We start from the raw sequence: 21,711 nt of genomic DNA, 5'->3' as shown, positions 1-21,711 counted from the left end.
GCGGTCCGCGAATGATTGGACGGGCCGCGACGCGGCGGCGCGAGCGCGCAGTGTGCACCGATTCGAAAGCGCGTGTCCAGTGCCGCCGCGCCGCGCCGCCCGCGCGGTCAGAAGTCGTTCTTCTGGTCGATGTCGCCCGCGCTCACCGTCACTTCGTCCGGCGTGAACTCCATGTTGCCGCCGGCGCCGCGCTTGCCGACGTTCGCGTTCATGAGCGGATTGCCGCCCGTCTCGAGGCGCTCCAGCTCCTTCGTCGCACCGGAGTTCAGCTTCACGTTGCCGTCCTTGTCGACGACGCCGACCGAATTGCCGCTGCCGTTGTACAGGTTGCCCTGCGAGTCCATCTTCAGGTGCAGCGCCTCGCCGCCCGCCTTCGTGTTCAGCTTGACGTCGCGCATGTCTTCGCCGGGCTTGTCGCCCGTCGACGACGTCACGTGGTTCGTCGGGGTGTTGTCGCCGGTCGGCGTGTGGCTGCCCGTCGGCGTGTTGCCGTTCGAATCGCCACCGATGTCCGTGTCGTCGCCGTCTCCCGAATCGTCCTGCGTCAGCAGCGCTTCGATTTCGTGGAGCAGCTCCTCGAGCTTCTGATCGCGGCTGGTCGACGACGTCGACGAGGAGTTGAACTGCGACGGGTGGATAGTCGTCGATGTAATGCCGTTAACGCTCATGATCGTCTCGCTATGAATATGAATCGACTGAAGGAAAGGGAACAGAACGCGCACGGCGCTCCTGCGCCGGCGGTTCGACGACAAGCTTAGGCAGCGCGTGCGCGCGCGCCGCGAACCGCGCGAAGCGACGTCGCGGCGGCCGAAACGATCGGTCGCGCATCGTGCGCCGCCGCCGCAACGCGCGCATCGCTTCGCCGCGCACGATGTCGCTTCGCACGCGCCGGCCGCTCGCGCGCGTACGACGGCGATCATCGCCGACGGATCATCTCTTCTCGACGCATCGCACCGACATGGCGATCAAATCGTGCAACAAAGCCGCATTGCGCGCGCTGCTCTCGGCCTTTTCGGTCGGGCTGCGCGCGAGCGCACACGCGGACCTCGATGAACTGCTGATCGCGCTGCGCGTCCTGCAGCCGCGCAACGCCGCGGTCGACCTGTGCGACGTGCGGCTGCGGATCAGCCGGCGCGACTGGATCGGCGCGCTGCACATTCTGCGCACGCTCGAAGACCAGGAGCGCGGCACGCCGCTGTGCACGGCGCTGCAGAGCTGGTGCCTGTACGCGCTGCAAGACGACGATTGGCGGCGCTACGCGCAGACCGTGGTGCTGTCGGGGGATCGGGCGTCGACGGTGCTCGTCGGCCGGTTCCTCAAAGTGGATGAGCTCACGGACGGCGCCGGCGCGCACGACGGCGACGTCGCCGCACGCATCTCGCAACTGCTGCGGCTCGACCGGTATCAATGGGCGCGCCATGTGCATGCGAGCGGGATGGGGTGACGAATCGGACGCAGGCAATCGATGCCCGGCGCGAACGTAGGCGCGGATCGTCGCGGCCACGCCGCCGCCCTGGCGCTCCCGTGCAAGCGCCTCGCCGGTTCACGCGGCCTGGCGCGCCGACGCCTGCGCGTCGCGGGTCGCGACGGCCTCGCCCAACGGCCCCGGCGCCCGGGTGATCGCGAACAGATAGCTGTCGCCCGCGCTCATCCCGCGATTCGGACGCGCCTCGTAGTTGCGCACGACGCCCTCGCTGACGAAACCGAGCTTCGGCATGAACGGCGCGGCGCGGCCCGTCACCGAGCAGAACGCCTCGATCCGGTATACGCCCGGCTGCGCGATCAGCCAGTCGAGAAACCTGCGCAGCATCTCCGACCATGCGCGGGTCCGCACGCGCCCCGGCGCGAAGCTCGTCACGAGCCCGATCTCGACGCGCGGCAGGCGACCGTGCATCTCGAGGGTGCCGATCAAACGGCCGTCGCGCTTCTCGAACAGCCCCCAGCTGAAAAACGCGCCGCTGCGCCAGCCCTCGGCGAGACGATCGATGCACGCGCGCGTTTCGTCGACGCTGCGATGCATCGGCCACGGCAGGTCGAGCGTCGTCGCCGGATCGCCGAACAGCGCGTCGAAGGCTTCGCGTGCGTCGTCGGCGGTGAGCGGGCGCAGATGAAGGCGCTCGGTTTCGATCAGTTCGGGGGGGCGGATGGCGTTCATCGGCGGCTCCGGTTCAGGGAATGGACTCGCCGATTGTCGGGCGCCGATGCGCGAGCATGCCCCATGCGCGCGAAGCCGCGGCGGCGTATGCGAATCGCGATCGCGCGAGCCGCGTCGCTTCGGACGTTCGCGCGCGGGTGTATCGCTTCGCACCGCGGTCGGCCGCGGCGCGCCTGTCGACGTACAGTGGCGCCACGTCGCCCGGTGCGCCCATTGCGCGGCACTCGGGCGCCAAGGTCTACCTTCTTCAGGAGCCGGATTGTGCCGCCAGTATCGATCAATTCCCCCATTCAAACCGGGGGCTCGACTCCGCCTTCGCAGAATCCGCCGTCGATCGGCGCGCCCCTGTCCGGCGCCGCGGCCCCTCAACCGAAGCCGTCAGGCGTGCTGGGAGGCTTGCGACCGCAAGGCAAGTCGACGTCTCGACCCGAGGCCCGTCCGCTGAACGCGTCGGCACTGACGCGCGGCGCCGTCAAGCCGGCAGCGACTGGAAACAACGCGTCGCTACTCGAAGCCACGCCCGCCGAATTGCAGACGGTGGCACATCATCCGGTCCTGCAACCGGTCGTGCTTCATTCCGCATACCCGCACGAAGGCAACCTCACCGACCTCAGCGACCCGCCGTCCACGACGAAACCCACCGGTACGCCAACGTCGCTGCTCGAGGCAACGCCCGACGAATTGCAGACCGTCGCGCATCATGCGGTCCTGCAACCGGCCGTGCTTCATTCCGCATACCCGCACGAAGGCAACCTCAGCGACCCGCCGTCCACGACGAAACCCACCGGTACGCCAACGTCGCTGCTCGAGGCAACGCCCGACGAATTGCAGACCGTCGCGCATCATGCGGTCCTGCAACCGGCCGTGCTTCATTCCGCATACCCGCACGAAGGCAACCTCATCGACCTGAGCGATCCGCCACCGGCACCGCAAGCCGCGCACGGGCAACCGTCGCCGCTCGGGGCCGCGCACGCTCAGTCGCAGGCCGCGGGCACCCCGCCTTCGAAACCCGCATCCGCCGCCGAGCATGAAGCACACGGCGCCCACGATGCACAGACGCTTGCCGCGACCGGGATGCCGAGTATCCACCAGATCAATCACGAGACCGCGCAGACGATCAGGATGCAGCGTGCAATCGGTTTCGCGAACCAGCTGCTCGCGGTGGCGGAGATGATCAACAGCTTCCAGATGAAACTGATCGACATGATCAAGAAGGCGGTGTCGCGATCGTAATGCGTCGACGCGACAGCGAAGCAACGCGGTGACGCATTGGCGCGGCGAGCCCGCGCGCCGGCTTTGCGCGGCAGGAACGATCGCCCGGCGTGCAACAGCCGACGGGTGGCGACGCGCCGTGCGTCGCCACCCCGCGTCCTCACCGGTCGAAGGTCTGCGAAGGCGCCTCGTCGAACATCCGCCGATAGCCGTTGACCAGCGTCGACCGATGCTGGATCCCCCAGCGGTTCGCGATCTCGAGCACGCTCGCCGCGCGCGGCCCTTCCGACAGCAGCTCGCCGCGAATCCGCTCCATCCGCTGCCGTCGGATCAGCTGGCTCGGCGACAACCCGAGAAACGTCTTGAACGCCGCCTGCAATGCGCGCTCGGTCACGTCGATGTGCGCGGCGATCTCCCGCACCGACAGGTCGCGCTGGTCGAGCCGCTCCATCAAATAGCGATACGCGCGCCGGTACTTGCCGGGCAGCCGCGCGCTGACGTCGTCGCTCGGCGCCGCCGCGTGCGTGCCGCACCGCGCGATCGCGAGCGACGGCGCGAGCGCCGCGCCGTCCGAGCGCACGTGCCGCACCGAGGCGAGCGCATAGCGCGCATACAGCGACGACGATTCGCGAATCCGCCCCTGCTGCTCGCACACCTTCGCCGCGCAGTACAGATAGTCGAGGGTCCAGCGCACGTGCGAGCCGCAGCGCCCGACCGCGTCGCGATACGGCGCGATCATCGTGCTGGCGACATTCGGCGCATGCCCCGCGAGCGCCGCGAGCGCGACTTCAAGGCACACGCTGCGCTGGTAATCGACGAGGCCCGCCTTCGCGCACCAGCTCACATACGCATCGATCCGCGCGAGCGCCGCGTGGTCGCCGGCGGCGAGCGCACATGCCTGGCGCAGGTAGTCGACGCGCGTGCGCAGCACCGGCAGCGCATCGGCATCGGCCGCCGGCGCGCCCGTTTCCGCGAACGCCGACAACGGCAGATCGGCCAGCGCGGAGCACCAGTAGACGTGATCGCCGAGCGCGTCGGCGCGACCGATCCGGTATTGCAGCAGCAAGTCCGCGCGCAGCGCGCCGGCGAGCTGCCGCCAGCGCGGATCGGCATCGCGAGCGGCTGCGTCGAGCCCGTCGAGCGCCACCATCGCGTCCTCGGCGCGGCCGAGATGATGCATGACGACGCACGCGCCGACGAGGCTCTCGAGCTTCTGCCCGACGCTCGCCGCGCGATCGTCGGCGATCCGTCGGAAGCCCGCCTGCGCGACGCCGAAACGGTTCTGGAAGAACGCCTGCCAGCTCGCGTTGCGGCAGGTCATCACGCGCGTCTGGTCGCGCGAATCGCGCAGCAGCTTCAGCGCGCGGCGGAACGTGTCCTCGGCCTCCTCGAAGCGGCCGAGCACGAGCTGGATGTCCGCGTACGCGCTGACGTCGCGCACGTCGTTGGCCGGGTCGCCCGGGTCGGCTTCGCAGCGCGCGGCGACGAGCGTGGCCGCTTCGGCGAAGCGGCCGTCGAACACGCGCGCTGCGTAGGCGTCGTTCGAAGCCGGATTGGCAAGCGCGGCGGCGGCGGCGAAATAGAGTGTCGAAAACATGGTGGATCCTCTCGGCAAGCGGGTTTCGAATACGAAGCTCGGGCTCGATCCGCGCGCCGCGCCGCCGCTCGTCGCGGGGCGCAGCGCATGGATGCGTGCCGCTATCGTCTCGTTCGCGCCGGATCCGCGCAGCAATTTGTGACGTTCCGTTACGATTGGCTCGCCGGATGGCCCGCCGGTTTGGCCCGCCGGTTACGCGTGCCGGTTGCGCGTGCCGCCGTCGGGCTCCGCTACACCCGCAGCCAGAAATATTCGCCGGACGCGATACCGCTGAACATCTCGTCGCCCGATTCGATGATGTTCTGCCGCCAGTAGCGGCCGTGCTCCGCATAGTGCGCGAACAGATCGGCGAGCGTCCCGCCCGTCACGTCCGGCGTGAGCGGCAATCGCATCAGCAGCACGATGCTGCCGGTGTCCGCGTCGATCCCGAGCTGCGCCTGGTCCTGCGCGTAGATCAGCAGGTTCGCCTCGAGCAGCAGCCGGTACACCGCGAGCGTGCGGCCCGCGCTGACGATGCCGTAATGGAAATTCACGTACATCGACTCCGGATCCTCGTCGAAGTAATCGATGCGCACGTCGAAGCCCTCGACGTCGATCGTGCGCGTCTCGAGCACGTAATCGACGTCCGGCAAGCCGACGACCGCGCAGACCTCCGCGACGACCTGTGCATAACGTTCCCAACTCATGACGGTTTCACCCCGGTATCCGGCGTCCCCAAAAAATACAGCCGGCGCTCGCGCGCCGGCCGCCCAACACAATGCCGAATGGCAGCCGGCTTACTGCGCCGGCTTCGACGCGTCGCTGACCATCTTCGTGGCCTGCTTCTTCACGTCGTTCTCCGCCTTCGTCATCTCCTGCATCTGCTGCAGTTTCGTTGCCGCCTTCGAAAACGCGATGCCTTCCATCGTGTCCTTCGTCATTTCGCCCAGTGCACCACCAACCAATGCCGACATGATTACTCTCCAGAATGTGCGTGATTCGATCACGCGTTGACAAAGTTCCGGCGCCGCCGCTTCATGTCGCGGCCCGCCGCTTTTTTGCCGCGCGGCGTGCGGCATCGTCGGGAACGGCTCGCGCCGCTCCGTCCGCCGCCGCACGCTGCGCGGCGAAACCATGGCCGCTATGCGGCCGTCGCGTTCGCCTCGTGCAACGTCGCGACAATCCGCTGCGCCGCCAGCAAGCCGCGATAGACCTTCTGCATCGCGTCGCGGTCGTAGTCGCTCGCCGCCCGCGCGGTGGCCGCGCTCACCCGCTCGGCCGTCTCGCCGAGCGCCTCGCGGAGCACGCCGATCCGTACCGCCGCGTCAGGCGCCCCGAGCGCCTGCTCGAGCGGTCCGCATTCATCCGCTGCCCGTTCCAATGCTTCGTACATGCCGTTTCTCCCGTCAGTTGAGGTCCGGCGCGCCGTCCGCCGACGCGCCCGCAAACACGTGCTTCACGCCGTCCGGCGTCTCGATGTAGCGCACGTCGCCGATCTCGAGCATCCCCGAGTACGCGACGGGCACCGGTGCGTCGCCGGACTGGCGTGCATCGACGTCGATCGCGCGCACGTTCGGCCCGACGTCGGCGCGCACGCGCTCGATCGCCGCGCGTAGCCGCGCGATGTCCTGCACGACGCCCGACACCCGAAAGCGCCCCTGCCCCGCATACGCGACCGTCGCCCCCGACACGCCGAGCGATTCGCCGATGCTCTGCGCATCGTCCTGCGCAACGTCGTACTGGCGCTCGACGCGGTGCGCGGCGAGCCGGTCCAGCAGCTTGCGCGCGGCGAGGTCGTCGGCCGACGTCGCGACCATCCCGGTGACCGCGACCATCGCGCCGCGCGGCGCCGTGTGCAGCTCCGCATAGCCCGCGCGCCGCAGTTCTACGCCGATGCGCGCAGCGAGCGCGTCGGCACGCTCGACCGGGGGCGGCACGCCCGGATGGGCGCTCGCCAGCATCGCCCCCATCGCAAGCAGGCCGGCGACCAGCGCGCCGCCTGCCGCCGCGCACGCGGCGAGCTTGCGTTGCGCGCCCCGCCGCGCCGCATCGGCGCCAGGCGGCGGCGCCCACAAGGTGGCGAGCAGCTCGAGATCGCTCGGCCACTCGCCATTCGCGGGCCCGACGCACAGCGCGGTCTCGCCGAACGGCACCGGCACGAAGTCGAGCATCAGGAGCGGCGAACCATCCGCGTCGAACGCATCGGCGGCCGCCTCGGCCGGCACGGGCGCCGCACGTCGTGCACGGGTTGCGCCCTGCGCATCGATCGACAGCAGCAGATCGCCGTCGCGCCAGTCGGTGATGCGAATCTCCGCGTCGTCGCCCGCGCCGATCCGGTGCTCGCCGGCTTCGAGCGCGATTTCCGCACCGGCATGCAGGCCGGTCAGGATCCGCAGCAGCTTCATCGGTTGCTCCTTATCCGTGCGTCGTGTGTTTCATTTGCGTCGATCGAAGCGGTCGCGATCGGTGCATCCGTTCGATCGCGCCGCATCGTTCGTCCATGCAGCCAGAATAGTTCGACGCGGCATCGGTGTTCGTCCGTCGCGCGAATTCGCCGCCGCATTTGCGAAGCGTCGCGTGCACCGCGACGTTCATGCTCGCCGAGCGGCCAACACGCCCTGGTGCAACGTCTCGACGCTTGCATACGCGCGTGCGAGCTGCGCGTTCGTCGACGGACGCTCCGCGTTGAACACGATGAGCGGCAGCAGAAAATAATGCGTGCTCGCACGCTCGCTACGCGCGGCCGACGCGTCGCGCGGCGCACCGCCCGCGCTTCGCATCGCGTCGAGCAGCAACTGCTTCACGCCGCTCCAGCCGATCGGCGTCCACGGCCCGGTGCGCAAGCGGGCGGCGAGCAGGTCCGCGTTGTGATTCAGCAGCGCGGCCGTGATGCGCGCGCCGGGATCGGTATCGACGCGCCGGCCGAGCTGGAGCAGTATGTCGGCCCACAGATGCCGCAACGCATGCTCGCGCTCCATCGGGTCCGCGAGCGCATGCGCGACGTCGCGCAGTGCGCGCTGCGCGGGCACGGGCGCCGGACGCGCGCGCGACGCGCGCACGCGCGGCAGCGCGGCGACGTTCGCCGAATCGCCGTCGCGTTCGTCCTGTTCGCGCTGCTCCCGGCCGCCGCCCTCCCCGCCCGAATGCCGGTCGTGCTCGTCGTGCGGCGCGACGTGCGCGTGCGGCACCGTCGATTCCTCTCCCGCATCGGACGCTTCGCCCTGGCTGTCGGCGCGCCGGCGCCGCCGCGATCCCGCGGCGCCCGCCTTCGGACGCGGCTTTAGCTTCGCGAGCATCTGGTTGCGCGCGGCGAGCGCGGCCGCCTGAGTGCCGTTCGAATACGTGAAGCGCGTGCCGTATTTGCCGTAGGTCGTCGCGGTGCGCGCGCGCACCGGCCGGCGTCGTCGCGGATCGGGCTTCGCCGTGTGGATGGTCTGCGCGATCGCGCGCGTGATGCGGCTCATGACGGCACCGCCGCCGACAGCAACTGCTGCGCGAAATGCAGGATCTCGGCGGCCGCCCACGGCCCGGCGATCGCGACGGTCACCGTCACCGCAACCAGTTTCACGCCGTACGAGATGCTCTGCTCCTGCAGCGACGTGATCGCCTGCAGGAACGAGATCGCGAGCCCGGATGCGGCCGCGACGAGCACGACGGGCAGCGAGATGTAAAGACACAGCATCATGCCTTGCGAGGTGAGCCGGATCAGGTCATCGATTTCCATCGGACAAGCCTCCTCGGAATCGGGATTGAAATCGGAATCGAGACATCACGAATAGGTCAGCACGAGGCCGTGCACGAGCGTCGACCAGCCGTCCATCACGACGAACAGCATCAGCTTGAACGGGATCGCGACGTTGGTCGGCTGCACCTGGTTCATCCCCATCGACATCAGCACGTTCGCGATCACGAGATCGACGATGATGAACGCGATGTAGAGGATGAAGCCGATGCGGAATGCGTCGGTCATCTGCGCGAGCGTGAACGCGGGCGCGAGCACGATCAGGTCGTCCTCGCGCAGTTGCGCGGCCGCGGCCTTCGGCCAGATCACCGACGCGGAGCGCAGGAAGAAGCGCTTCTCGCGCTCGCGCGAGTGCGCGGCGAGGAACTGGCGGAACGGCTCCTTCGCCGCGCCGAACGCCTGCAGCATCGCCTGCGTCGGCTGCGGCGACAGCGTCTCCCCCTGTAGCTGCTGCTGCGCGGCGAAACCGATCGGCGCCATGATGTACAGCGACACGAGGATCGCGATGCCGTTCAGCACCATGTTCGGCGGCACCTGCTGCACGCCGAGCGCGTTGCGCAGCAGGCCGAGCACGACGACGATCTTCGCGTACGACGTAACGACCATCGCGATGAACGGCACCATGCTCATCACGAGCACGGCGATCAGCAGGCCGGTGATGTCGTTAAACTGAACCATCGTCGCCCGCCATCCGGTCGATCCGCACGCCGAGATGCGCGCCCACCGCGACGAGCCTGCCGCCGCCGATCGCCTGGCCGTATGCGACGAGCCGCACCGGCACGTCGCGCGCGGCGAGCGGCAGCTCGAGCACGTAGCCCGGCCGCAGCGCGGCCAGCTCGGCGATCGACAGCGACAGCGTGTCGATCTCGACGTGTACGGGCAGGTCGACGTCGCCGAGCGCGGCCGGCTCGGGCGTCGCGAGCGGCGCGTCGTCGTCCGGCGCGGCGGCCGGCAGGTCGCCCGCGACGATCGGCTCGTCGAGATCGTCGGCGGTGTCGGGTGTTTCGGTCATCGTCATCGTGGTTCCCTCGATCAGAACGGTTGCATGCCATTGCGTCGCGCGACGCGCGCCCCACCACGCGTGCAGCGGGCCCGCCCGCGCGGCGCCGAGCGCGGCCGGCGCCATATCCAGCAGCACGTCGCCCGGCCGCAGGCTGCGCAGCACCGACAGCGGCAGCGCGCGCGAGCCGAGCCGCACGCGGCCGGGCAGGCGAATGCATGCGATGAGGCTCGCCGTATCGCCCGTCCGCTCGCGTCGCAGCCGGGCCGCGAGCGCGTCGAGCCATGGCGTCTGAGCGTCGAGCAGCGCGCAGCGCATCGGCGCGCCGTCGAGCGCGAACGACAGCACGCAGCGCGTCGCGTCGAGCGCCGCCGGATGCACGGCGCGCAGCCCGCCGATTGTCACGTCGTCGAGCCCCGCCGCCGCGAACGCGGCGACGAGCGGCGCCAGCAGCGTCGCCGCGAGCGCCGTGCGCAACGACACGCTCGCGTCGCCGGGCGCGTCGGGCGTCGGCGCGGCGACGACGTCGAGCGCCGGAAACGCCGCGAGGTCGATCGCGACGCGCGCGCTCGCGCCGTTCAGTCGCAGGTCGAGCACGCCGGGGCGCTCGAAACGCGGCCGCTCGCCCGGCGCCGCGCGCCAGCCGGACAACGCCGGGAAGCGCGCGAGCCACGCGGCGAACCGCGCATCGGCGACGATGCGAGCGAGCGCCGCGTCGAACGCGTTGCACGCGCGCAGCGGCAGCGCGGCGTCGATGCCGCGCGGCGCGGCGGCGGCGAGTTCCAGTTCGATTGTCTCGGGTTCCATCGTCGCGGTCGGTCGGGTTCGGGTGTACGGGCGCTCAGTCGACGTCGATCTCGATCGTGCGCGCCGCGCCGCGATGGGCAAGCAGCGTGTCGAGTCGCGCGTGCAGCGTTGCGCCATGCGTGCAGAGTAAGTGCCGCGTCGCCGCGTCCTGCGTCTCGAACCGAAGCCGCAAGTCGAAACGCGAAAGAACGACGTGCAGCACCGTGTCCGGCAGCAGCGCGGCGTCGAGCGGCAGGCTGATCTCCCAGTGGCCCGACGCGTCGTCGCCGCACAGCGCCTCGATCTCGGCCACGAGCGCCTCGGCGACGCGCACCATCCGCTCGCGCTGCGCGAACACCTGATTGACGAACGCATCGGAGCCCGCGCACGCGCGCGCCATCGCTTCGCGCCCGGCCGCGTCCGGCAGCGCGGCCGGATCGCGTTCGAACGACGGCATCGCGCCGTCGTGCCAGGGCATCGGCGCGTCGTGTCGCCGCGCGTCGTCGGCCGCGGCGCGCTCGCCGGCCGGCGCGACGCGCGAGCGCCGCATCAGTTGCGCATAGTCGAAGCCGCGCCGCGCCGTGCGCGACACGCACACGCCGTCCGGCCCGGCGGCAGGCTCGCCCGCGATGATTCGCACGGGCCTCAGATCGGCGGCGCTCATGCGTGGGCCGCCGCCGGCATCGTCACGCGGCCAACCGGCTTCAATTCGACCTGGTCGCCGAGCTCCTGATACGAGTAGACGGGCAGCCAGCCGAGCCGCGCCTCGATCATCCGTCGCGTGTAGCGGCGCACGTCCATCGACGTGACGAGCGCGACGTCGTCGCGCGGCGTCTCGCCGACGAACGACGCGACGCTGTCGACGAGATAGCGGACCTGCTCGGGCGGCAGCGCGAGGAAGTTGCCCGCGGGTGTCTGCTTGATCGATTGCCGGATATGCTGCTCGACCGGCAGATCAAGCAGCACGGCCGGCAGTTGCCGCGCGCCGCGCGCGGCGCGATACGCGAGATAGCGCGACAGGTCGCCGCGCACGTATTCGGCGAGCATCAGCATGTCCTTCTCCTTCGGCCCCCACGCGACGAGGCTCTCCATGATGTCGCGCGCGTTGCGGATCGGGATGTGCTCTTCGAGCAGGCGACGCAGCACGTCGGCGATCCGCTGCGTCGGCAGCGCCTTCTGCACTTCGGCGACGAGCCCCGGATAGTCGGTTCCGAGCTGGTCGAGTATCCATTGGGTTTCCTGGATGCCGAGGAACAGATGCGCGTTGCGTCGCAGCAGCGCGATCGTCTCGTGCGCGATCACCTGCTCGGCACGCCACGCGCGCGCGCCGGCCGGCACCGCCTTGTCGTCGATCCAGTAGCTCTCGGCGAGCCCGCCCGCCGGGCCGCGCTTCGTGCAGCGGCCGGCGAGCGCCGGGTCCGACGCCGCGTCGGGCAGCATCGCCTGGTCGGCCGGCAATTCGAGCCGCGTCTGCGGTACGTCGCGCATCAGGATCTCGCACGTCGCTTCGGGCAGCGCGTCGCTCGTCCACAGCGTGATGCCCGGAAACGGCAGCCCCTGCTCTTCCTGCAGCTTCGCGCGCTCCTCGTCGAACGCGCGATCGAGCGCGGCGGGCGCGAGCCGCGCGACGAGATCCGGCGACACCCGCACGCCGATCGCGCACGTGAAGAGCGGCGCGCGCGGCAGGATCGACGGCGTGCCGCTTTTCGCGCCCGCGCGCTGCAGCGCGATCACCGGCTCGCCGCGCGCGGTCGTGCGGCGCGCGCCCTTTTGCAGCCGGTAGCCGGAAAACGCGAGAATCGCCGACAGCAGCACGAACAGCGCCGCCGGGAAGCCCGGCACCGCCGCGAAGCCGATCAGCAGCACCGCCGCGAAGTACAGCGCGCGATAGCTGCCGCCGAGCTGCTTCGCGATCTCGGAGCCGAGCGACGTGCCTTCGCCTTCGTCGTGATCGTCCGCGACGCGCGTGATCATCACGCCGGCCGCGACCGAGATCAGCAGCGACGGAATCTGCGACACCATCGCGTCGCCGACCGACAGGATCGAGAAGCGGTTCGCCGCTTCGCCGGCCGTCATCCCGTGATACATCACGCCGATCGCGATGCCCGCGACGATGTTGACAAGCGTGATGATGAGCCCCGCGATCGCGTCGCCCTTGACGAACTTCATCGCCCCGTCCATCCCGCCGTGCAGCTGGCTCTCCTTCGCGAGCGTCGCGCGCTTGCGGCGCGCCTCGTCGGGCGTCAGGATGTTCGCGCGCAGGTCCGCGTCGATGCTCATCTGCTTGCCGGGCATCGCGTCGAGCGTGAAGCGCGCGCCGACTTCGGCAACGCGCTCCGAGCCCTTCGCGATCACGATGAACTGCACGGTCGTGATGATCAGGAACACGACGAGGCCGACGACGAGGTTGCCGCCGACGACGAGCTCGCCGAAGCTCTCGATGATGTCGCCCGCGTTCGCGTGCAGCAGGATCGACTTCGTCGACGCGATGTTCAGCGACAGCCGGTACAGCGTCGTGAACAGCAGCACCGACGGAAATACCGACAGCGACACGATGCTGCCGACGTACATCGTCACCATCAGCAGCGTGACGCTGATCGCGATGTTGATGCCGAGCAGCACGTCGATCACCTCGGGCGGCAGCGGCAGGATCATCAGCGAGACGATCGCGACGACCAGCACCGTGATGCCGACCTCGCCGCCGGCGGGGAGTTTGAGGGTTTTCAGCGTCATGACGACCTCTCGGAGGGAACGGCGGCGTCGGTGCGCGCGCCCGCGACCGACTCGACCCAGCGCAGGATCGCGGCCACCGTTTCAAACAGTTCTTCGGGAATCGCCGCGTCGCGCTCGACGCGGTACAGTGCGCGCGCGACGGGCGGATTGCCGACGATCGGCACGCCGAGCGCGTGCGCGTGGCGGCGCAGCGCGAGCGCGCCGTCGTCGACGGCTTTCTCGATCACCCGCGGCAGCGGATGCTCGTCGGGCGCATAGCGGATCGCGACCGCGTAATGCGTCGGGTTGACGACGAGCACGTTCGCCTGGCCGACCTTCTGCCGCGCCGGCGCGCTCGTCGCGATCTCGCGCGCGAGCCGGCGGCGCTCGCCCTTCGTGTGCGGATCGCCTTCGCTCTCCTTGTTCTCGCGCTTCGCCTCTTCCTTCGTCATCCGGTTGTCGCGCATGAACATCACGCGCGCGATCTTGTAGTCGGCCGCCGCGAACACCGTGACGACGAGCGCGACGACGCCGAGCAGCTTCATCAGCACGGTCCACAGCACGCGCGACAACTGCGGCGTCGCCTCGTACACGCTCGCGACGACCAGCGGAAACAGCGACATCATCATCTTCCAGATCACGCACGCGAGCACGACCGCCTTGACGATCATCTTCACGAGCTCGAGCAGCGACTTCATCGAGAAGATCTTCTTGATGCCCGCCATCGGATTGATCGCGTCGAACTTCGGCATCACGGGCTCGAGCGTGATCATGAAACCCGCCTGCGGCGCCTGCGACACGATGCCCGCGACGATCGCGGCGGCGACGAACGGCAGCATCGTCAGCGCGGCGCTCGCGGCCAGGTCGTGCAGCGCGGACAGCGTCGCCTGCGGCGTGCGTTCGCCATTCACGAAATCGAGCGCGGTGCGGATCGTGCGCGACAGGCCGCCGGTGAGCATCGATTCACCCGCCGTCAGCACGCCGATCGCGGCGGCCAGCGTCACCGCGTCCGCGACGTCCTTGCTCTTTGCGACCTGGCCCTTCTCGCGGACCTTCTTCAGCTTCCGTTCGGAGGGTTCTTCGGTTTTCTCTTCGGCCATCGCCGCCGTTCCTGTCGAGAGTCGGACATGGCGCGTACGTTAGCGGCACGCGGCGGCGGCCGCGCGCACCGACCCGAAGCGGCGCCGTCCGGCGCGAAGCGCGTGCGGCGCTTCGCGTCGCGCGCGCGCACTTCGCATCGGCAGCCGGGCAGGCGCGGCGCGCTGCTACCTTGCGCTCCATACGCCCTTTCCTCAACGACATGCGCCGCTCGCGCGGCGACACGGAGCGCACACCATGGACGAATCCCGGCCGACCTATCTGCGATGCAGCCAAGCGGCGCTGAACGAACTGATCGACGCCGCGAGCCTCGCGCTCGGCGGCGCGCTCGACGGCCCGGCCGCCGACCCCTACGACATCGGCCTGCTGATCGACGCGCTGCGCGTGCTCGCGCCGCAACTGCCCGCCGCCGACATGTTCGACGGCATGCTGCACGTCGCGCTCGGCAACTTCGACGACGCGGTGCGCGTGTTCGCGGAGATCGCGAACGGCACGACGAACACGATCTACGGCAAGGCGCTGCTCGCGTTCGCGCTGCAACTGAAGCGCGATCCGGAATGGCGGATCGCCGCGGACGAGGTGCTCGCGGCCGGCAGCCCCGCGCAGGCGGTCGCGCTCGTGCGCGCGCTCGAGCGGCAGCACGACGTGATGCTCGCGAAGGAACACGCGGACCGCACGGGTGTCTGGGCGCTTCCCGAATCGGCCGCGGCGGCAAACGGCGACACGCCCGATGCGCCCGATGCGCCGCCCGCGAACCCGGCGGGCGGCTTCGATGCGCAGGCCACGTTCGCGCATCAGCAATATCTGCGTCTTTGACGAGGAGGCCCGCATGAATGCCCCGCTTTCCCCGGTCGACCTGACCCGCGCGCTCGACGTCGCGTTCTCCGACACAGCGACGCCAGCCGGCGCGAGCGCCACGCCGTTGCCCGACGTCCCGGCCGACGTCGCCAGCCGTTTCCAGGCGCTGATGTCGAATGCGACGCCGACGCCGCCCGTCGCGCATTCGCGCGAAGCAAGCGCCGTGTCGAAGCTCGTCGAGACGTCGGACGCCGCGATCAGGCAGGTGCTCGACAACTCCGCCTACCTGAGCCAGCACGCGGACGAACTGTCGATGAACCAGATGTTCGCGGCGTCGATCCAGGCGTCGGCCGAGGCGACCGCGATGCAGATCGACCTGCAGGCAAAGATGGGCGTCGTCACGTCGACGAAGGACGCGATCGGCTCCCTGATGAAGAACCAGTGACCATGGAACGACTCCCTTCCCCGATCGCCGCCGGCGGCCGCCGCCGCGCGGCCCGGCTTGCCGCGCTGCTCGCGTGCGCGGCGCTCGTCGCCGGGTGCCAGCAGGAGCTGTACGGCAGCCTCGCCGAGCGCGACTGCAACGAGATGATGGCCGCGCTGCTGCAGAACGGTGTCGACGCGCAGAAGAAGACGCCCGACGGCGGCAAGACGTGGACGCTCGCCGTCGACGACAAGCAGATCGTCAAGGCGATGGAAGTGCTGCGCGCGCGCGGGCTGCCCGCGACGCGCTACGACGATCTCGGCGCGCTGTTCAAGAAGGACGGCCTCGTGTCGACGCCGACCGAGGAGCGCGTGCGGTTCATCTACGGCGTGTCGCAGGAGCTGTCGGACACGCTGTCGAAAATCGACGGGGTCGTCGTCGCGCGCGTGCACATCGTGCTGCCGAACAACGATCCGCTCGCACAGGTCGCGAAGCCGTCGTCGGCGTCGGTGTTCATCAAGTACCGGCCGAACGCGAATCTCGCGACGCTGACGCCGCAGATCAAGAACCTCGTCGTCCATAGCGTCGAAGGGCTGACGTACGACGAAGTGAGCGTCACGTCGGTCGCCGCCGATCCGGTCGATCTCGTGTCGGCCGCGCAGCCGAGCGCGCGGAAGTCCGGCGGCGCGACGCTCGTCGGCCTGCTGATCGCCCTCCTCGCGTGCGTCGTGTTCGCGGCCGCGGGCGGTGTGCTGTGGTGGCGCGCGCGCAAGCACGGCGGCGCGGGCGCGGGCGGGCTGGCCGCGCGGCTGCGCGGCGGCAACGACGCGCAGGCCGCGGCCGCGCCCCAACAGGCCGGTGCGCGATGAGCGGCGGTGCGCCGATCGCGAGCGTCGCGGCGCGGGCCGCGTGGCTCGCCGGCTACGACGCGAACGCGCGACGCGCGGCCGACTGGGTTCACGCGAGCTGGCATGGCGCGCTCGCGCCGCTCGTCGCGACGACGCGCGCGCATGCGCCCGCGCTGCGCGCCGCGTGTTCGCTGCTGCTGTTGCGCACGCTCGGGGCGACGTCGCCGTCGCTCGACGGTTTCGATGCGCGTGCTGACCGGCTCGCCGCGCTGCCGGTCGCCGACACGCTGCGGCTGCTGCGCGTGCGTGCGCTGCTGTGCCGGCGCACCGAGCTGCGCCACTGGATCGACCGTGCGAGCCGCGAGCGGCTCGCCGGCTGGGTCGGCGCCGACGGCTGCAACGCGCTCGCGGCGTTGCCCGACGCGCCGCGCGCGCGCGATCTCGATCGCCGCGAGCCGGTCACGCCGCTCGCGCAACTGTCCGGCGACGACATCGCGTGGGAAGGCTGGTGCCTGTTCGAACGCGAACGGGCCTGGGCGCCGGCGGGGCCGATGCGCATCGTGCGCCACGCGTTGCCGCGCGACACCGCGCGCCCGCCGTGGATCGAACGCGCGGCGGCGGACGCGGACGGCGCGACGCTGCTCGCGCGCCTGCCATCGCTGTTTCCGGAGTGGTCATGGCTTTTTGGCTGAAAAACCGGCGGGTTCCGCTCACCGACGATCTCTGCTTCGACGCGCCGCACGGCGTGCTGCGGCGCGACGCGTTCGAGACGGTTCAGGCGCTCGACGCCGCGCTCGACGCGCTCGCGGCCGAACGCGACGCGGTGCTGCGCGCGGCCCGCGACGAAGCCGAACGGATCGTCGCCGACGCGCGCGCGCAGGCCGGCGCGCTCGTCGAAGCCGCGCGGCGCGAGCACGACGGCGCCTATGCGCGCGGCTACGACGCGGGCCGCGCGCAGGCGATCGCCGACTGGCACGCGCAGGCCGCCGACTCGTTCGAGCAGGAGCGGCACGTGCGCGACAAAATGCGCGAACGGCTCGCGGAGCTCGTCGCCGCGGCCGTCCAGCAGATGGTGCGCGCGGAGGACGCGCGCGGTCTGTTCGCGCGCGCGGCGGAAACGGTCGAGCGCGTGGTCGCCGGCGCAAGCTATCTGACGGTGCGCGTGTGCGACGCCGATTACGACGCCGCGCGCGAGGAGTTCGGGCTGCTCGCCGACGCGTGGCGCCGGCAAGGACGCAACGTGCCGGTCGAGGTCGTCGTCGAGCCGCGGGTCGCGCGCGGCACCTGCGTGTGCGAATCCGACTTCGGCACCGTCGACGCGAGCCTCGACACGCAACTGAACGCGATCCGCGCGGCGCTCGGCCGCGCACTCGACGACGCGAGCCGCCCATGAACGCACTGACCGATTTGTCCCGCGTCGCCGACGCGATGGCCGCGCGGCTTGCGATCGAGCCTGCCGTCGGCATGACGGGCAAGGTGCTCGAGGTGATCGGCACGCTCGTGCGCGTCGTCGGCCTCGAAGCGACGCTCGGCGAGCTGTGCGAGCTGCGCAGCGCGTCGGGCGCGCTGCTCCAGCATGCGGAAGTCGTCGGCTTCACGCGCAACGTCGCGCTGCTGTCGCCGTTCGGCACGCTCGGCGAGATCAATCGCGGCACGCGCGTGATCGGCTTGCGGCGGCCGCTGTCGGTGAAGGTCGGCAACGGCATCCTCGGCCGCGTGATCGACAGCTTCGGCGAGCCGATCGACGGGCGCGGCCCGCTCGACTACGACGCGCTGCGCCCCGTGCTCGCGCCGCCGCCGAACCCGATGTCGCGGCGGATGGTGGACGCGTCGCTCGCAACCGGCGTGCGGATCGTCGACGGCCTGATCACGCTCGGCGAAGGCCAGCGGATGGGGATCTTCGCGCCGGCCGGCGTCGGCAAGAGCACGCTGCTCGGGATGTTCGCGCGCGGCGCGTCGTGCGACATCAACGTGATCGCGCTGATCGGCGAGCGCGGCCGCGAAGTGCGCGAGTTCGTCGAGCTGATCATGGGCGAGGACGGCATGGCGCGCTCGGTGGTCGTGTGCGCGACGTCCGACCGCTCGTCGATCGAGCGCGCGAAGGCCGCGTACGCGGCGACCGCGATCGCCGAGTATTTCCGCGACCAGGGCAAGCGCGTGCTGCTGATGATGGATTCGCTGACGCGCTTCGCGCGCGCCGGGCGCGAGATCGGCCTCGCGGCCGGCGAGCCGCCCGCGCGGCGCGGCTTCCCGCCTTCCGTGTTCGCCGAGCTGCCGCGCCTGCTCGAGCGCACCGGGATGGGCGAGCAAGGCTCGATCACCGCGCTCTACACGGTGCTCGCCGAAGACGATTCCGGCAGCGACCCGATTGCCGAGGAAGTGCGCGGGATTCTCGATGGCCACATCATCCTGTCGCGCGAGATCGCCGCGCGCAACCAGTATCCGGCGATCGACGTGCTCGGCAGCCTGTCGCGGATCATGCCGCAGATCGCGACACGCGAGCACGTCGGCGCGGCCGGCCGGCTGCGCCAGTTGCTCGCGAAGCACCGCGAGATCGAAACGCTGCTTCAGCTCGGCGAATACCAGGCGGGCAGCGACGCGGCAGCCGACGAAGCGGTCGCGAAGATCGACCGGATCCGCACGTTCCTCAACCAGCGCACCGACGAGTACGCGCCGCCCGACGCGACACTCGCCGCGCTGCACGCGCTCGTCCAATGAGGAACCCGAAACAGCGCGCCTTCGAGACGCTGCTTGCGCGGCGCGAACAGCGCGGCGCGAAGCTGCGTACCGAGCAGGCCGCGCAGCGCGCCGAACGCGACGCGGCGGCGGCCGAGTTCGCGCAGGCCGAAGCGCACGCGCACGCGAAGCTCGATGCGGCGAATCGCTATGCGGCGCGCGTCGACGCGATGGCGGCCGGCCATGCGGCGTTTGCGATCGGCGATTACGCGGCGTGTCGCCGCTATCGCGACGTGCTGCTCGACGAACACACGCTCGCGAGCGCGCAGTGCGCTCGCCTGCATGCGGCGCTGCAGGCCAGGATCGAGCAGCTGGCCGCGACCGCACGCCGGATCGCGCGCAACGACGCGCAGATCGACGTCGTGCGCGAGCGGATCCGGCGGCTCGCGTGCGCGGCCGAGGCAGCCGCCGAAGACGTACAGGACGAGGAGATCGAGGAAGGCGTGCTCGCACGCCGGCTCGCGGCCGTGCGGGCCTCGACCTGAATCCTGTTCCCGCCAATGACGGCCGGCCCCGCGAATGCATTCTCGACCTCGCGGGAACGTGCCATGGACATGCGCATGACGACCTACGACATCTTTCCGCTGCAGCACCTGGGCGACGAATTCATCGGCTTCATCGTGCTGCTCGCGCTGTCGAGCGAGCGGCTTCTCGTGATCATGACGATCCTGCCCGCGACCGCCGACAACGTGCTGAAAGGCCCGCTGCGCAGCGGCGCGGCCGCGATCTGGTGCCTGTTCGTCGCATGTGGACAGCAGGCGCTGATCCCGCAGCTCCGCGGCGCATTCCTCATGATCGCTTGCGCGAAGGAAGCCGTGATCGGGCTCGTGCTCGGCATCGCGGCGTCCACCGTGTTCTGGGCCGCCGAGGCGATCGGCACCTACGTCGACGATGTCGCCGGCTTCAACAACGTGCAGATGCAGAATCCGAGCTCGGGCACGCAGACGTCGCTGATGGCGACGCTGCTCGGGCAACTGACGATCGCGTCGTTCTGGATGCTGGGCGGCATGACGTTCCTGCTCGGCGCGCTGTACGAATCGTATGCGTGGTGGCCGCTCGGGTCATTCAACCCGGTTCCCGCGCCACTGCTCGAAATGTTCGCGCAGGCGCGGCTCGACATGCTGATGAACATGGTCGCGCGGATCGCGACACCGATGATGGCGATGCTGCTGCTCGTGGACCTGGGCCTCGCGTTCGTCGCGCGCTCGGCGCAGAAGCTCGATCTGATGACGGTCAGCCAGCCGCTCAAGGGCGCGATCGCGGTGCTGATCGTCGCGGTACTGGCGGGGAGTTTCGTGAGCGAGATGCGCGGGCAGATTTCGCTGGCGGGGCTCGCGCAGCAGGTGAAGGCACTGGCCGGCCGATAGGCGGGGCAACTGCGTTCGCACGGCGAGCGCCATCGAGACAGCGCACGTTCGGGGCGGCTCCACGCGGGCATTCATGCGGGCGTTCATGCGAAGGATGCGTCGACGTCGTGAAAGAAGCGCGCGCCGCGCGACGCGATCGACCCGCGCCCACCGGATTCCGATCCACGCACTCGACGTTTCGCTTTCGCGCCGCTCGCTTCGCGTATCCGGCCATCACGCGCGCTGCGACGCGCATCATTCCTCCATCGATCGGCAGTTACCGTCATGCGGTTCCAACGGCGGAGCGGCCCGTCGATTTCGCCGTCGAGCGTCACGGCGCCCGACGCACTTTCCTCCTCTTGATCCAAGGTACCGACCATGACAAAAGTCACCGGCGGCAACACCGCGCCTCTCGACAATCACACCACCACCACTTCGTCAAGCGACGATTCGCAGTCGACCCGGCGTTCGAGCGATCGACCGACGGGCGGCGCGACGCTGAGCGGACTGAACAATCTGTCGACCCCGCATACACGCCGCAACGACGTAACGAACCATGCGGCCAGCCATATGGAGAAACCGGGCGCGACGTACTATTCGGCGGCCGTGTATGGCGTCAGCTCGGTGCTGCAGCACGGCGAGCTCGGCATCACGGAAGGCTCGCACAAGAGCGTGGTGGGCAATCTCGACGGCATCTCGCAAGGCACGCAGACACATACGGGCGCGCACATGAACGAAAGCAAGTCGTTCGGCAAAGACGCGGTCGAGCATTTTCAGCGCGGAGAGTATCGCGACGCCGCGGTCACCGCGGCCGGTTCGGCGATCAACGCCGTGGCTTCGATGACCGTCGGGCCCGCGCGCGATTTCGAGACGGCCCGGCAAGATCCGGATCCGGCAATCGCCGCGGCCGCGGTGGCGAGCCTGCATCAGGACTTCGCGCCGCTGCCTTCTCCGACGCGCTCGACGCACGAATGACGCATTCGACGCGTCACGCGGTGCGCCGCCTCGCCCCCGTCCCGCGGGGGCGAGGCGCTGGAACGGTCGTTGTAGCGGGAGGCGACCATTCCAATGATTGAACTGGCAAGCAAGCCTAGGGCGTGAACACGCCCTTGGTGATACGGATGGATCGTCCAGCCGAGCATGTGATTTGCGTATGACATCACGGGCAGACATTCTCGACTACGCGCGTCCCCTTTTCCTACGACATACATTCACGCGGCCTCATGTTTAACTCATGCCAGACCGGATCGGGCGTATTCCGGTCCGAGCGGCGCGCAA

26 protein-coding genes and 1 pseudogene are annotated in these 21,711 nt (G+C 69.9%); 12 read left to right on the top strand and 15 right to left on the bottom strand.

All coding sequences use genetic code 11. The features are described 5' to 3' along the window. Window positions 1-107: 107 nt before the first annotated feature. On the bottom strand, window positions 108-668 hold the full coding sequence (locus SB786_RS02300; protein WP_410725994.1) for a hypothetical protein: 561 nt from the start codon (window positions 666-668) through the stop codon (window positions 108-110). A 290-nt stretch (window positions 669-958) separates the two neighbouring features. Here SB786_RS02300 and SB786_RS02295 point away from each other — a divergent pair, with 290 nt between their 5' ends. After that, window positions 959-1,444 (top strand): HrpB1 family type III secretion system apparatus protein, encoded by a 486-nt coding sequence (locus tag SB786_RS02295; RefSeq protein WP_410725993.1) that lies wholly within the window; start codon window positions 959-961, stop codon window positions 1,442-1,444. Window positions 1,445-1,543: 99 nt separating this feature from the next. Here SB786_RS02295 and SB786_RS02290 read toward each other — a convergent pair whose 3' ends face one another. Next, window positions 1,544-2,155, bottom strand: a complete 612-nt coding sequence (locus SB786_RS02290; RefSeq protein ID WP_410725992.1) for a GNAT family N-acetyltransferase — start codon at window positions 2,153-2,155, stop codon at window positions 1,544-1,546. A gap of 63 nt (window positions 2,156-2,218) precedes the next feature. Between SB786_RS02290 and SB786_RS02285 the strand changes: the two genes are divergently transcribed. Beyond that, window positions 2,219-3,388, top strand: a complete 1,170-nt coding sequence (locus SB786_RS02285; protein WP_410725991.1) for a hypothetical protein — start codon at window positions 2,219-2,221, stop codon at window positions 3,386-3,388. Window positions 3,389-3,527: 139 nt separating this feature from the next. On the opposite strand, the gene SB786_RS02280 is transcribed toward SB786_RS02285, so the two are convergent. Beyond that, entirely contained in the window at window positions 3,528-4,964 is a 1,437-nt protein-coding gene (locus SB786_RS02280; RefSeq protein WP_410725990.1) for a helix-turn-helix domain-containing protein, read from the bottom strand. On the opposite strand from SB786_RS02280, the gene SB786_RS02275 reads away from it, so the two are divergent. After that, complete coding sequence (locus SB786_RS02275) at window positions 4,963-5,106, top strand: hypothetical protein (protein ID WP_410725989.1); 144 nt, start codon at window positions 4,963-4,965, stop codon at window positions 5,104-5,106. The two genes, SB786_RS02280 and SB786_RS02275, sit on opposite strands and share 2 nt — an antisense overlap. Before the next feature lie 88 nt (window positions 5,107-5,194). Here the strand turns inward: SB786_RS02275 and SB786_RS02270 are convergent, their stop codons facing one another. From SB786_RS02270 to sctU, 11 genes are all read right to left on the bottom strand, one after another. Beyond that, on the bottom strand, window positions 5,195-5,650 hold the full coding sequence (locus tag SB786_RS02270; protein ID WP_410725988.1) for a CesT family type III secretion system chaperone: 456 nt from the start codon (window positions 5,648-5,650) through the stop codon (window positions 5,195-5,197). Between the two features lie 90 nt (window positions 5,651-5,740). Then, window positions 5,741-5,917: a hypothetical protein gene (locus tag SB786_RS02265; protein WP_010089258.1), complete on the bottom strand. Its 177-nt coding sequence runs from the start codon at window positions 5,915-5,917 to the stop codon at window positions 5,741-5,743. Window positions 5,918-6,084: 167 nt separating this feature from the next. Then, window positions 6,085-6,336: a hypothetical protein gene (locus SB786_RS02260; RefSeq protein ID WP_006762821.1), complete on the bottom strand. Its 252-nt coding sequence runs from the start codon at window positions 6,334-6,336 to the stop codon at window positions 6,085-6,087. Window positions 6,337-6,349: 13 nt separating this feature from the next. Next, window positions 6,350-7,348 carry an HrpD5 family protein gene (gene hrpD5, locus SB786_RS02255; protein ID WP_410725987.1) on the bottom strand — a complete coding sequence of 333 codons (999 nt, stop codon included), beginning with the start codon at window positions 7,346-7,348 and terminating at the stop codon, window positions 6,350-6,352. Between the two features lie 186 nt (window positions 7,349-7,534). Continuing rightward, window positions 7,535-8,407: a type III secretion system protein gene (locus SB786_RS02250; RefSeq protein WP_410725986.1), complete on the bottom strand. Its 873-nt coding sequence runs from the start codon at window positions 8,405-8,407 to the stop codon at window positions 7,535-7,537. After that, window positions 8,404-8,667 (bottom strand): type III secretion system export apparatus subunit SctS, encoded by a 264-nt coding sequence (gene sctS / locus SB786_RS02245; protein WP_038743708.1) that lies wholly within the window; start codon window positions 8,665-8,667, stop codon window positions 8,404-8,406. Before sctS ends, SB786_RS02250 begins: the two co-directional genes overlap by 4 nt. A 45-nt stretch (window positions 8,668-8,712) precedes the next feature. Beyond that, a complete protein-coding gene (gene sctR, locus SB786_RS02240) occupies window positions 8,713-9,363 on the bottom strand; it encodes a type III secretion system export apparatus subunit SctR (protein WP_410725985.1) in 651 nt (216 codons plus the stop codon). Then, window positions 9,350-10,492: a type III secretion system cytoplasmic ring protein SctQ gene (gene sctQ, locus SB786_RS02235; protein WP_410725984.1), complete on the bottom strand. Its 1,143-nt coding sequence runs from the start codon at window positions 10,490-10,492 to the stop codon at window positions 9,350-9,352. Before sctQ ends, sctR begins: the two co-directional genes overlap by 14 nt. Window positions 10,493-10,526: 34 nt before the next feature. Then, window positions 10,527-11,135 (bottom strand): type III secretion system protein SctP, encoded by a 609-nt coding sequence (gene sctP / locus SB786_RS02230; protein ID WP_410725983.1) that lies wholly within the window; start codon window positions 11,133-11,135, stop codon window positions 10,527-10,529. Further along, window positions 11,132-13,204 carry a type III secretion system export apparatus subunit SctV gene (gene sctV / locus SB786_RS02225; protein WP_410725982.1) on the bottom strand — a complete coding sequence of 691 codons (2,073 nt, stop codon included), beginning with the start codon at window positions 13,202-13,204 and terminating at the stop codon, window positions 11,132-11,134. Before sctV ends, sctP begins: the two co-directional genes overlap by 4 nt. After that, entirely contained in the window at window positions 13,201-14,283 is a 1,083-nt protein-coding gene (gene sctU / locus SB786_RS02220; RefSeq protein WP_410725981.1) for a type III secretion system export apparatus subunit SctU, read from the bottom strand. Before sctU ends, sctV begins: the two co-directional genes overlap by 4 nt. 235 nt (window positions 14,284-14,518) lie before the next feature. On the opposite strand from sctU, the gene SB786_RS02215 reads away from it, so the two are divergent. From SB786_RS02215 to sctT, 8 genes and pseudogenes are all read left to right on the top strand, one after another. Beyond that, on the top strand, window positions 14,519-15,097 hold the full coding sequence (locus tag SB786_RS02215; RefSeq protein ID WP_410725980.1) for an HrpB1 family type III secretion system apparatus protein: 579 nt from the start codon (window positions 14,519-14,521) through the stop codon (window positions 15,095-15,097). A 13-nt stretch (window positions 15,098-15,110) separates the two neighbouring features. Further along, window positions 15,111-15,524, top strand: coding sequence for a type III secretion protein HrpB2 (locus SB786_RS02210; RefSeq protein WP_410725979.1), 414 nt, complete (start codon window positions 15,111-15,113; stop codon window positions 15,522-15,524). Between the two features lie 2 nt (window positions 15,525-15,526). Next, window positions 15,527-16,372, top strand: a complete 846-nt coding sequence (gene sctJ, locus SB786_RS02205) for a type III secretion system inner membrane ring lipoprotein SctJ (protein WP_410725978.1) — start codon at window positions 15,527-15,529, stop codon at window positions 16,370-16,372. Beyond that, on the top strand, window positions 16,369-17,043 hold the full coding sequence (locus SB786_RS02200) for a type III secretion protein HrpB4 (protein WP_410725977.1): 675 nt from the start codon (window positions 16,369-16,371) through the stop codon (window positions 17,041-17,043). The genes sctJ and SB786_RS02200 overlap by 4 nt, the downstream gene beginning before the upstream one ends. After that, window positions 17,028-17,744: a type III secretion system stator protein SctL gene (gene sctL, locus SB786_RS02195; RefSeq protein WP_410725976.1), complete on the top strand. Its 717-nt coding sequence runs from the start codon at window positions 17,028-17,030 to the stop codon at window positions 17,742-17,744. The genes SB786_RS02200 and sctL overlap by 16 nt, the downstream gene beginning before the upstream one ends. After that, window positions 17,741-19,069: a type III secretion system ATPase SctN gene (gene sctN / locus SB786_RS02190; RefSeq protein ID WP_006761515.1), complete on the top strand. Its 1,329-nt coding sequence runs from the start codon at window positions 17,741-17,743 to the stop codon at window positions 19,067-19,069. The genes sctL and sctN overlap by 4 nt, the downstream gene beginning before the upstream one ends. Next, window positions 19,066-19,572 (top strand): type III secretion protein HrpB7, encoded by a 507-nt coding sequence (locus SB786_RS02185; protein ID WP_410725975.1) that lies wholly within the window; start codon window positions 19,066-19,068, stop codon window positions 19,570-19,572. The genes sctN and SB786_RS02185 overlap by 4 nt, the downstream gene beginning before the upstream one ends. Before the next feature lie 75 nt (window positions 19,573-19,647). Next, window positions 19,648-20,445 (top strand): annotated as a pseudogene (sctT, locus tag SB786_RS02180) (type III secretion system export apparatus subunit SctT); the annotation flags it as partial. A 92-nt stretch (window positions 20,446-20,537) separates the two neighbouring features. On the opposite strand, the gene SB786_RS02175 reads toward sctT, so the two are convergent. Next, on the bottom strand, window positions 20,538-20,825 hold the full coding sequence (locus tag SB786_RS02175; RefSeq protein WP_410725974.1) for a hypothetical protein: 288 nt from the start codon (window positions 20,823-20,825) through the stop codon (window positions 20,538-20,540). Here SB786_RS02175 and SB786_RS02170 point away from each other — a divergent pair. Further along, window positions 20,812-21,408: a hypothetical protein gene (locus SB786_RS02170; RefSeq protein ID WP_410725973.1), complete on the top strand. Its 597-nt coding sequence runs from the start codon at window positions 20,812-20,814 to the stop codon at window positions 21,406-21,408. The genes SB786_RS02175 and SB786_RS02170 overlap by 14 nt on opposite strands. Window positions 21,409-21,711: the final 303 nt, after the last annotated feature.

The sequence above is a fragment of the Burkholderia sp. SIMBA_062 genome (assembly GCF_046534765.1).
Classification (GTDB): domain Bacteria; phylum Pseudomonadota; class Gammaproteobacteria; order Burkholderiales; family Burkholderiaceae; genus Burkholderia; species Burkholderia ambifaria.
Note: the sequence above shows the minus strand (reverse complement) of the source record. Positions and strands in the feature narration are given on the sequence as shown.